Origin of the sequence: Methylophilus aquaticus (genome assembly GCF_030769565.1) — a bacterium.
In the GTDB taxonomy this organism is placed as follows: domain Bacteria; phylum Pseudomonadota; class Gammaproteobacteria; order Burkholderiales; family Methylophilaceae; genus Methylophilus; species Methylophilus aquaticus.
The window spans coordinates 43,384-57,756 of sequence record NZ_JAVCAP010000020.1 but is presented as its reverse complement, the minus strand read 5'-3'; the positions used below and the strand labels follow the sequence as shown (position 1 = coordinate 57,756).

The window sequence follows — 14,373 nt, the reverse complement described above, 5'->3', positions numbered from 1 at the left end:
TTTCATTAAAGCAGTGCTTCGAGCTGTTCCCAACGTTCCATTTTCTGCAAAACCAGTCCCGCGATTGCCTCCAGACGGTCTTGACACTGTTTGACTTGTTCCGGTGCCTGTTTGTAGATTTCCCCTTGCGCAAATTGCGCCTGAATTGCCGATTGTTCCTGCTCCAGCGCTTCAATTTCGCCGGGCAAAGCCTCCAGTTCGCGTTGTTCCTTGAAACTCAACGTTTTTCGTGTGGTTGCCGTGGATACATTTGTGGTTGCAGCGGCCGATACTTTTGGCGTGGAAGCGGTTTTTCGACTACGATCCTGGCTGAATCTTAACCAGTCATCGTATCCACCACCAAATTCGGTCAATTTGCCTTGTCCTTCAAAAGCAATCACTTGCGTGACGGTGTTTTCCAGAAAAGCGCGGTCATGACTGACAAGGAAGAGGGTGCCTGAATAATCCTGTAGCAGGTTCTCCAGTAGCTCCAGCGTATCAATATCCAGATCATTGGTCGGTTCATCCAGCACCAGTACGTTGGCCGGACGGGCAAACAGGCGTGCCAGGAGTAAACGGTTGCGTTCGCCACCGGAAAGTGATTTCACCGGTGAGCGTGAGCGTTGTGGCGGAAACAGAAAGTCTTCCAGGTAGCTGATCACATGTTTGCGCTCATTCCCGATTTCGACAAAGTCTGAACCTGGACTAATGGTATCGGCCAAGGTCGCTTCTTCATCCAGCTGTTCCCGCATCTGGTCAAAGTACGCAACATTGATTTTTGTGCCACGCTGAATCTCGCCACTGTCCGCTTCAATGTCACCTAAAATAAGTTTCAAGAGCGTGGATTTTCCAATTCCGTTTGGACCGAGCAAACCAATTTTATCGCCACGTAAAATACGGGTGCTGAAGCCTTTAATTAATACTTTATCGCCATAGGATTTATAGACTCGATCAAGTTCTGCAACCAGTTTTCCACTGCGTTCGCCAGCATCCAGGTTGAGCTTGACATCACCCTGGCGTTCACGTCTGGCGGCGCGGTCTAAACGTAGCGCTTCCAGTCTTCTCACGCGCCCTTCATTGCGTGTGCGGCGGGCTTTAATTCCCTGGCGGATCCACACTTCTTCCTGCGCCAAAAATTTATCGAATTTTGCTGCATGGGTTTCTTCGACAGCAAGCAGCTCTTCTTTTTTAATTTGGTATTGTGAAAAGTTGCCCACAAAATTTGTCAGGTTGCCACGGTCAAGTTCAGTAATGCGTGTGGCCAGCTTGTCTAAAAAACGCCGGTCATGGGTAATAAACAACACACTGCCATTAAATCCCAATAACAAATCTTCCAGCCACTCGATGGCTTCCAGGTCCAGGTGGTTGGTCGGCTCATCCAGCAACAATACTTCAGGCTCTGCCACCAGTGCGCGCCCTAATGCCACGCGTTTGCGCCAGCCACCAGACAGCGTGGAGACGAGTACATCTGCATCGAGCTTTAAGCGACTGAGCACGGTTTCGACACGAGACTGCGCTGCCCATCCGTTCTGCGCATCCATTTCATGCTGCAATGCCTGCATGTGTGCCATCAGCGCGTCAATATCGGCATCCGGCATGCCCATGTCATGCGTAACCTGATGGTAGTCAATAATGGTTTGTTGCAAGCTGCCCAGACCTTCTGCCACCGCTTCAAACACGGTATGTGCATTATCCAGTTCAGGCTCTTGCGGCACATAGACCACACGCACGCCTGGTGCTCGCCATACGGTGCCTTCATCTAGTTTGATGGTGCCTGCAATGGCTTTGAGTAAACTGGATTTACCTGCCCCGTTGCGACCAATCAAGCCGACGCGTTCACCTGGGTCTAACTGAAATGAGGCTTGGGCAAGCAAGGCATGATGACCGAATGCCAGACTGGCATTATCAAGCGTAATATGAGGCATAAAGGGCGTAAGCGCAGAGGTTGTTGAACGGGTTGATATTGTAAACGACATCAAACCATAGGCTAAGCGTCAAGCGTAAATAAAAGAATAGATCAGTGCTTATCGACGGGTCAGCTGCCTCGCTGGCAATCAAGGTAGCACAGTGATCGCGCATGGCTTGGAAGGATACGCTTCTCCTGGTCTTGTATGCTGTTCACAGCGGTTGCTCTGAGTAATGTTGTCGGGCGATGCAAGCCGGTGCACGTCAAACTAGGATAAAACGTACAGCGCAGCACCCAAGACTGGCCATTTTAAGGCCAATAAGTAGTTAATGTATCTGTTGTGAGGGTGAAGGCAAGGTGCCCAGTGTCAGGGCACTGCCCCGGGTGAAGACTTCAGGTGCCGGGCGTGGATCTGGTTGATACTCCTCTACCCAGCGTTGCAAATCTTTTTTGATCTGTGCATCGGACATGGTCGGTGTCTGTTGCAGCCACGACAGCAAAGCTTGTAGCCAGTCATGATCTGCACTGCGCGCACGCGCAATACGCAATTTTTCATGACTGGTTGGCAATGTGTTTTCGTCATCTGCCAGTAATTCTTCGTACAGTTTTTCACCTGGACGCAAACCGGTAAACGCAATCTGGATATCCTGTGCTTGCAGCCCAGAGAGGGTAATCATGTCGCGGGCCAGGTCGACAATTTTGACCGGCGTGCCCATGTCCAGTACAAACACCTCGCCGCCATTGCCCATGGTGGCGGCTTGCAACACCAGTTGCGCCGCCTCTGGGATAGACATGAAGTAGCGTGTGATATCAGGATGCGTAATCGTAATCGGGCCCCCCTGAGCGATCTGCTCGCGAAACTTCGGAATCACACTGCCGCTGCTGCCGAGCACATTGCCAAAACGCACTGTAATAAAACGCGTGACGGATTGTTTGGCGCCATGCTGCAAACCCTGGCAAATCAGCTCCGCCAGTCGTTTGCTAGCCCCCATGACGTTGGTCGGATTGACCGCTTTATCGGTTGAAACCAGTACAAAAGTCGGTACGCCTACTTGTTGGCAAGCAGAGGCCATTTGGTACGTCCCGTAAGCATTGTTCTGCAACGCCTCTACCACGTTAAAATGTTCCATCATTGGCACATGCTTGTAAGCCCCGGCATGCAGCACCACATCCGGATGGTGCTCTGCAAGGATGCGCTGAATGCGCGCCTGGTTTTTCACATCCGCCACCAGATACACCAGTTCGGTATCGGTCACCAGTTGGCTGAATTCCTGCTGCAATGTATAAAGCGCATATTCTGAAATATCCAGACAAATCAATTGCGTAGGATGAAAGCTCAGAATCTGACGACACAGCTCGGAGCCAATGGAACCGGCAGCGCCGGAAACCAGTACGACTTTATATGCCAGCATCTGGCTCAAACCATGCGTATCCAGCTGCACCACATCCCGTCCCAGCAAATCTTCCACATCAATTTTGCGGATCTGCGACAAACTGATGCGGCCACTGATCAAGTCAGACATGGCCGGCAGCGTTAAGACTTCCATGCCTTCCACCTGGCGTGCGGCTTCCACTGCTGCACGGCGTTTTTCGTGACGGCTTCCCGGCATGGCAATCATGCAATGCAAAGAGCCATATCGCTCGGCAATCTGAGGAATATCCTCCAGACCACCTTCAACCTTGGTATGCATGATCTCACGCCCGACCAATTTTTTGCTGGGGTCTATCATTGCGACCACGCGCCACTCAGGGCTTTTGCTTAACTCTTTAATCAGGTTGAGTGAACTGTCTTCCACACCAATCACAATCACCGGCTTACCTTGCGCGGCGACATTGTTAAATAAACGTCTTTCTTTCCAGGAGCGATATAGAAAGCGACTGCCACCCATCATGATCACCAGCAACATCGGATGAATAAAAAGGACCGATCTTGGAATAATAATTGAGGGATGCGCCAACAAAGCGAAGCTCACCATGAGCAACGCGCCAAAGGCGATTGCGCGTACGATACGTTTCAAATCCGGCAGGCTGGCAAAGCGCCATAAGCCACGATAAAGACCGAAGACATAAAAACAAACGCTATAAAAAATAAATACTGCAGGCAGGCTGTCTAAAAAATACCCCTGAAACACTGGCGGGACATCAAAATTGAAACGTAAGTGAAAAGCCATCCACCAGGCAAACGCCAAGGCCAATCCATCGTGTAGAAAGGCTAGGCTAGATAAAATTCGCGTAGGCAGTTTGAGCATTAGAGGGTTTTGAAGGCTGATTAATGCGTGATGTTATCACGTCTTAACACTTTGATAATGGTTAATATAATGATCTTCAGGTCCAGCCATAATGTCTGATTTTGCAAGTAGTAACCATCCAGAGCCACTTTTTGTGGAATAGGAATTTCATCGCGTCCATTGACTTGTGCCCATCCGGTAATCCCCGGTTTTAACGTATGCACATTCATTTGCGTACGCAACTGAATCAAGTCGTCCTGATTAAACAGGGCGGGGCGCGGACCCACAATCGACATGTCTCCTTTCAGCACACTCCATAGTTGAGGCAATTCATCGAGACTGGTTTTCCGTATAAAGCTACCTACAGGGGTCAGGAATGCATCAGGATTGGCTTGCTGATTCATCAGATGTGTGGCGATTTGCGGGGTGCCTGTCCGCATGGAACGGAATTTAGGCATCAGGAAAAGCTGGTTCTCACAGCCTACACGTTGGCTCCAGAACAAGGCTGGCCCAGGGGAGCTCAGTTTAACGAGCAGATAGGTGATAGCAATGAGCGGGAATAATAGGATTATTCCAATGATGGTCAGGGCAAGGTCGAGCAATCTTTTCAGCATAGTTATTCTTTTAATGACCGCACAATACCTTCATGGAAGCTTATTTTTGGCTGCCACCCGAGGAGTGCTTTAGCTTTTGAAATATCTACCTGCAAAGTGCCTATTAGGCGTAACGCCATGCTGGATTTGCCTATAAGTTTAAACAGCAACGTCAGAAACCAAACCGGCATAGGAATAAGCAAGGCTTTTTGATTATTCGCCTGTCGAATTGTTTTAATCAATGTTGCCGTAGAGACATCTTCCCCATCTGAAATCAGAAAAGTTTGATCAGCAGCCTTGGGGTGCCAGCTACATAACATAATAAAATCAGCTAGGTTATCCAGGCTGATAAAACTGCGCTTGTTGGGTACAGAAGCAAATGGGAGTGGCAGGGATAAGAAACATAGCTTAATTAATTGCCTGAAGTTTGCTTTAACGCCAGGACCGTAAATGAGAGGAGGGCGAATAATCACCAATTCGATTTGGTGCGCTGTACAAAATTCTTTGAGAGCGATTTCAGCCTCAAGCTTGGTCTGGCCATAAGCATCCAGCGGTGCAGGCGTATCGGTCTCAGTAAAAGGCTTGCTTGAAGCTTCCCCATTCACTTTGATCGAGCTCAAGAATACAAACCGCTTGATCTTGAGGCGCCTCGCCAACTCAGCTACTTTAAGCGTGTAATCAATATTCACGGCAGCATATGCCTGGTAAATATTTTCTTCCGTCTCATGCATGACATGCGCACGTCCGGCTAAGTGAATCATGCAATCATATGTCGCTGGATAACATTCAGCATCAAGCACATCACGCTCTATCACAGTGTGATCATATGACTTGGCAGCCAGTTGACGACATAATCTCTGGCCGACAAAACCGCTGGCACCTGTGACTAATACTTGCATTAATTAAAGTCTGGTTTGCTAAAAAACTGCGGAATTCTGGAAAAGATTTTTTTGATGATGAAAAAAGGACCTACCTGTAAATTATGCATTTTGCAGGCACGGTAGGCCTCCAGATTCCCTTTAATAATGCCTTTAATACTATTGTTGGATGCACCGCCAGTTCGCATCCTTACCCAAACTTTCGGAATATAGACTGATTTTATCTGATGGATTTCAAGAAAGCGCATCGTCAATTCAAAATCCGCCTGACGAGGAAAGTTGAGATTGAAATTTCCGAATTGCTCATATACTTCTCGCCGCGCAAAAAAAGTGGGATGCGCAGGCATCCAACCTTTTTTAAAGAGGCCAGCGCAAAATGGTCGGGATTTCCAGTAACGAGTTATACGCGAAGTATCACTTTTATCCACATATACGAGATCCGCATAACATGCCTGCACCGATGAGTCTTGAAATGCTATAGAAACTTGGGTCAAGACAATATCATCGGCATAAAAGTCATCCGCATTTAAGAAACCAATTACATCCCCATTGGCTAAGTTTAAGCCTTTATTCATGGCATCATAAATACCTTTATCTTGCTCAGATATGAGTTTCGTCACACTGGATGCCGACTTCACTATAGTTAATGTTTCGTCTTTTGAGCCTCCGTCAACGACTATATGCTCAATATCAGGATGATCCTGATTAGCAATTGAGGTGATGGTGTCTTGAATGGTCGCCGCGCTGTTGTAGCACACCGTGATGATTGAAATTTTCATTCGCTTCAAATCCCAGGGATGCGGTAAAAGCTTAGGAATGCCAGGCCGTTATTGAATAGGTAAATTGCATGCGTGAGTTTTTTACCTAAACTTCCCTTGCGCTCAAGCTTTTCGATAAGTAAAGCCAGTAATTTCAAATAGCGAGCCCTGAAAGAATGGTTGCCAAATTTCATCCCTTCAAATGCGGCCAATTCAAATATTCTCTTCGACTTCACTGACATCGACTTATTTTCTCCATGAAGACGATAACCGGCTACTGGCATCGGAGATTCCAGCCATTGATACTTGAGATATGCCTGATAAAAGAAGACTACATCAAATACAAAATGATAGTTGGATGGCCATTCGTCTGGCTTGTAGACGTGCTTTTGCCAGAAAGTCGCAGGCTGGATGATCGCAGTTCTATAAGGCATCCAATGGAATCCGTCTAGTGGATGATAGCGATAATTTATTTTCTTTATTTTCTTACCATCGGCATCTAGATAGTCTCCGCCGTAAGTCAGGACACTAACTTGTGGATGCATTTTAAAGTCATTCACTACTGTACTAAAAACGTGATTATGCAAAAAGCAATCATCAGCATTCAGAAAGCAAAGAATATCCCCGGTAGCATATGCAAATGCCAGTTTTATCGCATCAGCCTGGCCAGCATCAGAGCGGCTGACAAATTTGAATCTATTATCTTTCTGGCAGTATGCTTCAATGATCTCTACCGAACCATCGGTTGAGCCACCATCAGCAATGAGTACTTCGATGTCTTGATGTGCCTGTGTGCGAATGCTATCCAGGCATTGGCTCAGAAAGCGCGCATAATTGAAAGAGGGGACTGCAATACTGATCTTCATAGATGGCCATCCATGCGCTTATTTACAAACAGCATGTCGGCTTCCAGGATATGGCCGGTTTGTTTATCACGGAGAAGATCTAATAGCTGTATGCATTCAAAACCATGTTCACGCAAAGCTAGCATGACTTCGTCAGCATGCGCACCGTTGGTATAAGACGAAGAAAAAGAAACTTCAGCAAGTACATAGCGACAGTGCCGAAAAAAATTAGTTGAACCCTTTATCACAGCAAGTTCAAAGCCTTGCACATCCAGTTTAAGAAGGGCAGCCTTTGTTCTGGGTAAGGTTGTACTGAACGTATCTAAGGTAGTACAGTCTACAATTACCTTAGTATATGACTCGGTCTCGTTGTGCTCTGTCCTAGTCAAAAACGAGTTATTGACGGGGTTTGCATAACGACGCAACTCCAAGCTTGCTTGTTCTGCACCAAGCGCGACATTGTGCGGCTGGCCCGGAATGGCATATTTGGCAAAATTCTGCTGCAATTGTACAAAACTATCGGGATCCGGTTCAAAACTATAAATTGGAAGTTCCGGCCAGACACAATGAGCCATAAAGGCAAATTGCCCCTGATTCGCCCCGATATCCCATATTGAATCAATACCAGAGATTGTCTTCCTACGTTTCATCACATTCAAATTAGCTAGCAGCCCAAATGACACCATTTCTTTTCGGCAAAGGCGCTTCAAAATCGCGGATGGTGCAGTTAATATACCCATGCAGTCAGGTAAGAGATTATCTAAGAACATTTAATTTACCAACTCGTTAAGGTATTGATCTCGCAGTTTATGGTTAGAATGCTCCTGTCTGAAGCGCTCTACTCCAAGCAGGAGTTTTGAATATTCTTTACTACCAGCACGAGGAAGCGATTGGAGTAGAGACTCTATGTCAGCATGGTTTGAAGGGGCAATTAATCCGTTGCCATATTCAATCACCTGCCTGCCACACCAGCCATTGCCAAAAGCAATCACTGGTCGACCTGCGCGTGCCGCCAGATAAAGCACAGCACTTTCCATTCGAGCATCCCAGTTATCGTAGAGCATGAGCAAGTAGTGTTGTTGTTGAGCAATTGCCAGCATTGTATCATCCGCCAGATATTCATTACGGAAGCCACTGAAGCCTTGTAAAAAAGCCATAGCTTCGGCCTCTCTGGGGTTGTTAAAAGCGCCAGCGACTAAAAGCTCTCCTAGTTCAGGTTTACTTATAAACATGGGCACCAGCCACTCAAGCCCTTTACCTTGGCGAATCTGCCCTAAGATGCCGAACTTGAGATGATTGCAAATGATTGGAGACACAATTGGAGCAAGTGGACCAGGCAGTTCGAGAGATGGTAGATGCCGAATACTGGTAGGTGGTACTCTAGTAAAAACCTTATGCCATGCGCCCACGAGTTCTTCAGTACGTAGATAGAGCGTCACCTCTTTACGTCTTAAGAAACGACTCACAAAGCTTGTAGCTATTCGAGAGCGTAATATACGCTCAGGACCCATTAAATAAATGAGGCTAAGTCGTTGTGGTTTTAAAACAGAATAAAAAAAAGGCCATAGAATGGAGAGAAATACTAAATGTGCATCAAAAAAAAACACATGCTGAAAGCGTCTTTTCTGCTTGTTTAGTTTAAAGAGCTTACACAATGCTTTTAGCGTACCCTCACGTAGTGACGAACTACTCACCTTGAAGTTTTCTGCGTCTGCCAGGACACACAATTTTTTAAATGGTTCTTCAGAAGTGCCATCTTGCGCAGAAACTAAATAGCTAATGCCTGTTGAACTGCTCAGAGCTTTAGCCGTATTTAAAATAGATTGAGCGGGGTGACCAACTGCTGTAAACCAGGGCTGTACGATTACAACCTTAGTCATATTATTTCTCTTAAAGGTCTTAATATTTTAAAAGGCTGTATTTTACTGTTTTTTTAAGTAAATCGCGGCATCTTCTTAACAGCATTAAAAGAGAGATTTTTTCAGGGAAAGAAGGGATTTCCATTTGCATCGCATTGAGTAGCTTTAGTTTTTCTTGTAGCGTTTCTATATAAGCCTTATATAAAAACATACTTTGTTTACTGATCTTATAGCCCTCATACAGTCTGACAATTGTTTTACCAGCCAGTCGTAGTGAGTGGAAATGATAAAACACAGGTGTTTGAGCTTGGTTCGCCATGTAGAAACTGACATTCCAGGGTGCCAAGGTTCTATGCACTTGCGCAAGGATATGCACATGATCTCCAAATAACCCAGGCCACTTGTTCAGGTATTTTTGATCACCAAAACGATCTTTTTCAATACGCGCATAACACCAGTCTATGCATGCATCTTGCCACCAGTGCATCACCTTAAATGCTTCGGGGGTATTGTTGAAGGTGAGGAACTGCACGCAAAACCTGCCACTGGCTTCCTCCCAATGCGCATATTCCGGGGCAAAACCATGTTCGGTTATTAATACTTCTTTATTATTTTTCTCAAGTTCTTCAAAAAAACAGGCTGGATTATCATAAAAAAACAGGTCAGCATCTAAATAAGTGACACGCTTTGCTTCAGGAGCTAACTTGAATACAATTTCCGGCGTGAATGGGGTCATCGTCCAGCAATACTCCCCTTTGCTTCGATCATTCTTTACGGATAGCAGGCGATCATTTTCTGCTATTTCTAAAGAAATGAGCTTTACTTGTGGCAGATCTAGTTCAGCCAGTTGTTGCTCAACCTTCTTGTCCATGCACACTATCCATAGCGTGAATTCGGAGGCATGCTCAATCAATGAACTATGTAAACACAAGCCTGAAGGCAGAAAGCTGCTGTCAAAAAGGGTGACGTAATGCTCCATGTATAAACTCTTTAAGATAGGCTCAATGCTTTGGTTTAGTTGCATTTTTTATAAGAACATATGAAAAATGCATTTTCAGGCTCGCAGTGTTCAAGATGTTTTCTCGAACAAGAAACCTTTGACTTCTCCAAACTCAAAATTTTCATCACAATCAAATTCGTAAATACATTTATATCCTAACGCGTGCATGAGTTTATCAAACTCTTTCTCTGAGAAAAACCACGCAGGGTAACTGGCTTTATAAATGGATTTTGGTACGCTTTGTATAGTCAGCCTATCTTTTTCGCATTGGATAAAAGGTGTTCTATCAATCAATATATATTTGAATCCAAGTTCGGCAATTTCGGTTAATAATTTCTGTGGTTTTTCAATGTAAGGGAGTACGCTTGATAAAAGAACAGTATCTGCTTTACCGGCCTTGAGGCTTTCCGCTAATGTCAGATGGAAACTCAATTGCTGGTTTTGTAATTGTTTTTTTCCGTATTCAACATAGTGAGACTGCTCAACAATCGACCAGTTTACTTCTTGAATCGTACTCAAGAAATCCCTATGCTGGTAATACAGGCTGCCTAGAGCACCTCCGAAATCAATAATGTTCAGCTTGTTGTTTTGTTTGTTTGCAATTAATAATAAACAGGCTAATAAAGGCCAGCGATATGTGTGTTCGTAAAAGCATACGGAATCTCTTTCATACGCAGCTTCCCCGGAAACCACTTTTTGAGAAGACTGTTTAACTTTTTCAAAAATATGGTCGCTATCGTACCCCATAGCTCTATTTTTAGCTTCGTTCCAGGAGGCATAATCACCAGTGAACTGAATCCTGTCGTGCCGAAAAAAGGCTAAAATTTTAAGCAGAATGGGAGGGCATAAGAGCTTCAATATTTTTTTTAAAGTCAAAGTCCCAACTTTCTTTTTATTCTACGTAATATGTTCATTGACCTATTTTTTTGCGTTTTGAAATATTTTTCAATCAATCTTAAAGCTACTAAATCATCCTCTACATTTATTGGAAAATTATTAATTTTTTGATCAGAAACTCGAGATGTAAAAATGTCGGTATTACTGAAATGTGTACCGCTTCCATCATTACCAATATTTTCAACCAAAGATTTCCCAGGATATAAGGTATACAGATTATTTAAGAAAGCGCTAGCATGCCAACGAATAGCCCAGGAATCATTTTTCCCCGCTATCTGATCTTCTAGCATCCTGGAATATGGATAAGAGCCATTGAAATCAAAGCGTTTTAAAAGTTTCTGCTTTTTAAGTCCGTCTAAGAGCTGAGCTCCATCGGAGTTGAATAATTCCCATTTTTCATTCCAAGTGGCCCAACCCCAGCAATCAGCTCCTCTCAAGAAAAATGTTTCAGGTAAACCTTGAGTCGGGTATATATAACCATGAATACTTGCTACCTTTTTGTTATTCTTATAATGGTTAAGCGCATCGTTCATATAGGTTAAAAAATAGTTGGAGGTGACAATGTCATCTTCCAAAACAATTACTTTTCCAAATTCACTACATACTTTTGTTACTCCATCAATGATAGAGTTCGCTAAACCATAATTGCAATCCCGCTCGACAATCTTAATCGACTTGAACCCATCGATAGACTTAATAAAGCTTCTTACGCTCTCCACTTTTTTACTCTGTTCTGAAGAGCGAGGCCCATCAGAGAAAATAATAAGGTTAGTTTCAGAGGATAGAGGGTTTGATTTTAGTGCTTGTACTGTATTTTGAGTATGAAGAAGTCTGTTGTATACAAATAAAGCGATAGGCGCATACTCCAATTAAGAACTCCTAGAGTCTTTGTAGATAATAGTATTATACGTCCGGAATTTTGCCTGATAATCGACAGATTTCATGTAGTGATGAATTGGAAAGTCCAAATTCTCAATGCTCTCGAGTTCTAATTGCTCAGCGAGCAAATATTGAGGTCGAAATTTTGCCCAGTTATTAGACATTAAAACATTTAGATCTAAACCTTCAACGTCAACTGACAAAAAGTCTATCTTTCTATTTTTAGGAGCAAATTGCTCAAGCAGCTCACTTAATGGATGGACTTCGATTTGAATTGTTTTATTAACAAAGTAAGTTGTGTTAGATAGACGACTTTTCACTAAGTCAGGGTCAAAAGTGTTCAAAGCCGGTTCATTAAACATGTAGTACTCCAAAGTTCCATTGATCGCATCTACTCCGCAATTCACATTAATGTCTCTGGGGCGATTTTTTTTAAAAAGAGAATACATATCTGGATTGGGTTCAATGTTTATGCCAGTCCAGCCTTTTTTATAAAGTGCAAAGGTATTCGAAAATCGAACAGGATGATGAGCCCCAACATCTACATAAAAACCATACCGTTGATCAGAGAATAACCTTTGAAGCAGGATATCCTCACCTTCTTGACTATAAGATGAGTTTAGGTACTTATATTGGCTAGGCAAAAATCTTTTAAGTTTTTCAAAAAGATACATAGTATTTATTGGGATAATTAAAGTGATATTTCAGATAACTTCAAAAATTTAAAAGCTTCGTTACTGGCAGAATGATTTATGTGCTTTGCTGTATTGCAAACATTTGTTTATATAATTTGCATGCTTTCAGCAATTCTACATGCGTACCTACAGCTACTACAGATCCCTTATTTAAAACATAAATTTTATCGCAAAATATAGCGGTAGATAATTTGTGAGTTACCATGATACTTGACACATTTCCGCGAAGACTCGCAATTTCATCAATGAGCAGTCTTTCTGAAACTGCATCTAAAGCACTTGTCGCTTCATCAAAAATAAGAATACTGGGCATTTTATATAAAGCTCTAGCTATCCCAATTCTCTGGCGTTGCCCTCCAGAGAGTCTTAATCCATTTTCGCCGACTTTTGTAAATAGACCCTCTGGGATATCTTTAATTAAATCTTCCAGGCATGCTTTGCGAATCACATCATTTAATTTTTTGAGATCGGGAGCACTTTGAAACGTGATGTTATATGCAATTGTTTCATCTAATAGGGTTATTGCTTGAGGCACATAACCAATTAGATTGTGAATCGATTCACTAGTATAGGGATTAAAAGGCTCATCATCACAAATAAATTGGCCGCTTGTGGCAGGTTGCAAGCCTGTAAATATATCTAATAGTGTCGATTTTCCTGCACCGGAAGGCCCCACAATCGCTATTGATTCGCCGAACTTTATATCTAAAGATATATTATTAATAATCTTATTTTTATGATAGCTAAAACATATATCTTTCAGTTGAATACTTTTACTAAAGCTAAGATTGTCTTTGATATATGGGGCTGATGCGCTGGAAAGTGTTTGTTCTAATGCAAAAAGATTTTGGACGAATCTAGATGAAAATTTATAGCTACTAAGTGAATTGAATAGCCTTGAAAATGCTGGAACAGCTCGTACTGTTGCTACAGCAAGTAAACCTAGAGCAGGAGTTGCATCCTCTCCGGGGATCTGTGAAATTATTGTAATAATAGCCACCGCTACAACCGCAGACAGGGCAAGAAACTCTATGATAAACCTTGGAAGCGCTGAGTTATGGTTATAACGCCACGCTAAGTCGGCGTATTGTTTCGATATTTCCTGATTCTTTTTATCAAATAAATTCTCTAATCCCATAATCTTAATATCCCGGATAGATGTAGTTATTGAAAAAAGCAATCTGTAGCGAATATTTTCTATATGCGTTTGAGCTACTCCAAGGTTGGATGACTTTTTAATGACAAAATTAAAGAGTAGAAAACTGATTAATATCAACACTCCAATTGTGCCAACAGCAAGCACCGGGTTAATCCAGAAGAACCCAATCATCAAAAATACAATTATTAATGCTTCGTTAAACGATTGAATTAAAGCAGCTAAAGCGATAGAAGTATGAACAGTATTTGAATACGCCGTACCTGAAATTTCTGAAGCAGCCGTATTTTGAAATATGGAATATCTAGCTTGTAGTATTTTGGAAACAATATCGTTTGTGTTTTTACCGGTATATCTTGAAAGATATTGAGCTTGCTTCTTTGCCAGCTTGGATTGAGCCAGGGATTTCAAAGCATAAAAAGAAATCAAAAGAAATCCAAGAGATAAAACCAAATTTTGATGTGAAAAAGGTATATGAATATTCAGTTGATTGGCTTTGTCGATAAGTAGACTCGGGTTAGCAATAATTTGTAAGAAAGGAAAAATGAGCGCTATGCCAACAATGTCTAAAATTGAGTTAATGAAAACAATTACCAATAAATGAAGTAATCTTTTCTTACCAATGCTATTGAGTAGGAATGTTATAGGGTGAGTATTTTGTGTTTCTATTTTTTTCAAAATCAAATTGCCAATCAATCTT

The 14,373-nt window shown here is 42.9% G+C and carries 13 protein-coding genes; all 13 read right to left on the bottom strand.

The features are described 5' to 3' along the window. Positions 1-5: 5 nt before the first annotated feature. On the bottom strand, positions 6-1,904 hold the full coding sequence (locus tag Q9291_RS09580; RefSeq protein WP_306389822.1) for an ATP-binding cassette domain-containing protein: 1,899 nt from the start codon (positions 1,902-1,904) through the stop codon (positions 6-8). A 307-nt stretch (positions 1,905-2,211) separates the two neighbouring features. Next, complete coding sequence (locus Q9291_RS09575; protein ID WP_306389821.1) at positions 2,212-4,134, bottom strand: polysaccharide biosynthesis protein; 1,923 nt, start codon at positions 4,132-4,134, stop codon at positions 2,212-2,214. Positions 4,135-4,154: 20 nt separating this feature from the next. Further along, positions 4,155-4,727 (bottom strand): sugar transferase, encoded by a 573-nt coding sequence (locus Q9291_RS09570; RefSeq protein ID WP_306389820.1) that lies wholly within the window; start codon positions 4,725-4,727, stop codon positions 4,155-4,157. A 2-nt stretch (positions 4,728-4,729) separates the two neighbouring features. Beyond that, positions 4,730-5,605, bottom strand: a complete 876-nt coding sequence (locus Q9291_RS09565; protein WP_306389819.1) for an NAD-dependent epimerase/dehydratase family protein — start codon at positions 5,603-5,605, stop codon at positions 4,730-4,732. Then, positions 5,605-6,363 carry a glycosyltransferase family 2 protein gene (locus Q9291_RS09560; RefSeq protein ID WP_306389818.1) on the bottom strand — a complete coding sequence of 253 codons (759 nt, stop codon included), beginning with the start codon at positions 6,361-6,363 and terminating at the stop codon, positions 5,605-5,607. Before Q9291_RS09560 ends, Q9291_RS09565 begins: the two co-directional genes overlap by 1 nt. 5 nt (positions 6,364-6,368) lie before the next feature. Continuing rightward, positions 6,369-7,208: a glycosyltransferase gene (locus tag Q9291_RS09555; protein WP_306389817.1), complete on the bottom strand. Its 840-nt coding sequence runs from the start codon at positions 7,206-7,208 to the stop codon at positions 6,369-6,371. Further along, positions 7,205-7,957, bottom strand: coding sequence for an FkbM family methyltransferase (locus Q9291_RS09550; RefSeq protein ID WP_306389816.1), 753 nt, complete (start codon positions 7,955-7,957; stop codon positions 7,205-7,207). Before Q9291_RS09550 ends, Q9291_RS09555 begins: the two co-directional genes overlap by 4 nt. Beyond that, positions 7,958-9,067 (bottom strand): glycosyltransferase family protein, encoded by a 1,110-nt coding sequence (locus tag Q9291_RS09545; RefSeq protein ID WP_306389815.1) that lies wholly within the window; start codon positions 9,065-9,067, stop codon positions 7,958-7,960. Between the two features lie 19 nt (positions 9,068-9,086). Next, a complete protein-coding gene (locus tag Q9291_RS09540; RefSeq protein WP_306389814.1) occupies positions 9,087-9,917 on the bottom strand; it encodes a hypothetical protein in 831 nt (276 codons plus the stop codon). 198 nt (positions 9,918-10,115) lie between these two features. Further along, on the bottom strand, positions 10,116-10,922 hold the full coding sequence (locus tag Q9291_RS09535) for a methyltransferase, TIGR04325 family (RefSeq protein ID WP_306389813.1): 807 nt from the start codon (positions 10,920-10,922) through the stop codon (positions 10,116-10,118). Next, positions 10,919-11,812: a glycosyltransferase family 2 protein gene (locus Q9291_RS09530; RefSeq protein WP_306389812.1), complete on the bottom strand. Its 894-nt coding sequence runs from the start codon at positions 11,810-11,812 to the stop codon at positions 10,919-10,921. The genes Q9291_RS09535 and Q9291_RS09530 overlap by 4 nt, the downstream gene beginning before the upstream one ends. After that, positions 11,813-12,496: an FkbM family methyltransferase gene (locus Q9291_RS09525; protein WP_306389811.1), complete on the bottom strand. Its 684-nt coding sequence runs from the start codon at positions 12,494-12,496 to the stop codon at positions 11,813-11,815. A 76-nt stretch (positions 12,497-12,572) separates the two neighbouring features. After that, the gene (locus Q9291_RS09520; RefSeq protein ID WP_306389810.1) at positions 12,573-14,351 is read right to left on the bottom strand and encodes an ABC transporter ATP-binding protein; all 1,779 of its coding nucleotides are present in this window, start codon (positions 14,349-14,351) and stop codon (positions 12,573-12,575) included. Between the last annotated feature and the right edge of the window lie 22 nt (positions 14,352-14,373).

What these genes read in the sequence shown, in the direction of transcription:
- Q9291_RS09580 (WP_306389822.1), bottom strand. Translation starts at nt 1,904, where the DNA reads ATGCCTCATATTACGCTTGATAATGCCAGTCTGGCATTCGGTCATCAT.
- Q9291_RS09575 (WP_306389821.1), bottom strand. Translation starts at nt 4,134, where the DNA reads ATGCTCAAACTGCCTACGCGAATTTTATCTAGCCTAGCCTTTCTACAC.
- Q9291_RS09570 (WP_306389820.1), bottom strand. Translation starts at nt 4,727, where the DNA reads ATGCTGAAAAGATTGCTCGACCTTGCCCTGACCATCATTGGAATAATC.
- Q9291_RS09565 (WP_306389819.1), bottom strand. Translation starts at nt 5,605, where the DNA reads ATGCAAGTATTAGTCACAGGTGCCAGCGGTTTTGTCGGCCAGAGATTA.
- Q9291_RS09560 (WP_306389818.1), bottom strand. Translation starts at nt 6,363, where the DNA reads ATGAAAATTTCAATCATCACGGTGTGCTACAACAGCGCGGCGACCATT.
- Q9291_RS09555 (WP_306389817.1), bottom strand. Translation starts at nt 7,208, where the DNA reads ATGAAGATCAGTATTGCAGTCCCCTCTTTCAATTATGCGCGCTTTCTG.
- Q9291_RS09550 (WP_306389816.1), bottom strand. Translation starts at nt 7,957, where the DNA reads ATGTTCTTAGATAATCTCTTACCTGACTGCATGGGTATATTAACTGCA.
- Q9291_RS09545 (WP_306389815.1), bottom strand. Translation starts at nt 9,067, where the DNA reads ATGACTAAGGTTGTAATCGTACAGCCCTGGTTTACAGCAGTTGGTCAC.
- Q9291_RS09540 (WP_306389814.1), bottom strand. Translation starts at nt 9,917, where the DNA reads ATGGACAAGAAGGTTGAGCAACAACTGGCTGAACTAGATCTGCCACAA.
- Q9291_RS09525 (WP_306389811.1), bottom strand. Translation starts at nt 12,496, where the DNA reads ATGTATCTTTTTGAAAAACTTAAAAGATTTTTGCCTAGCCAATATAAG.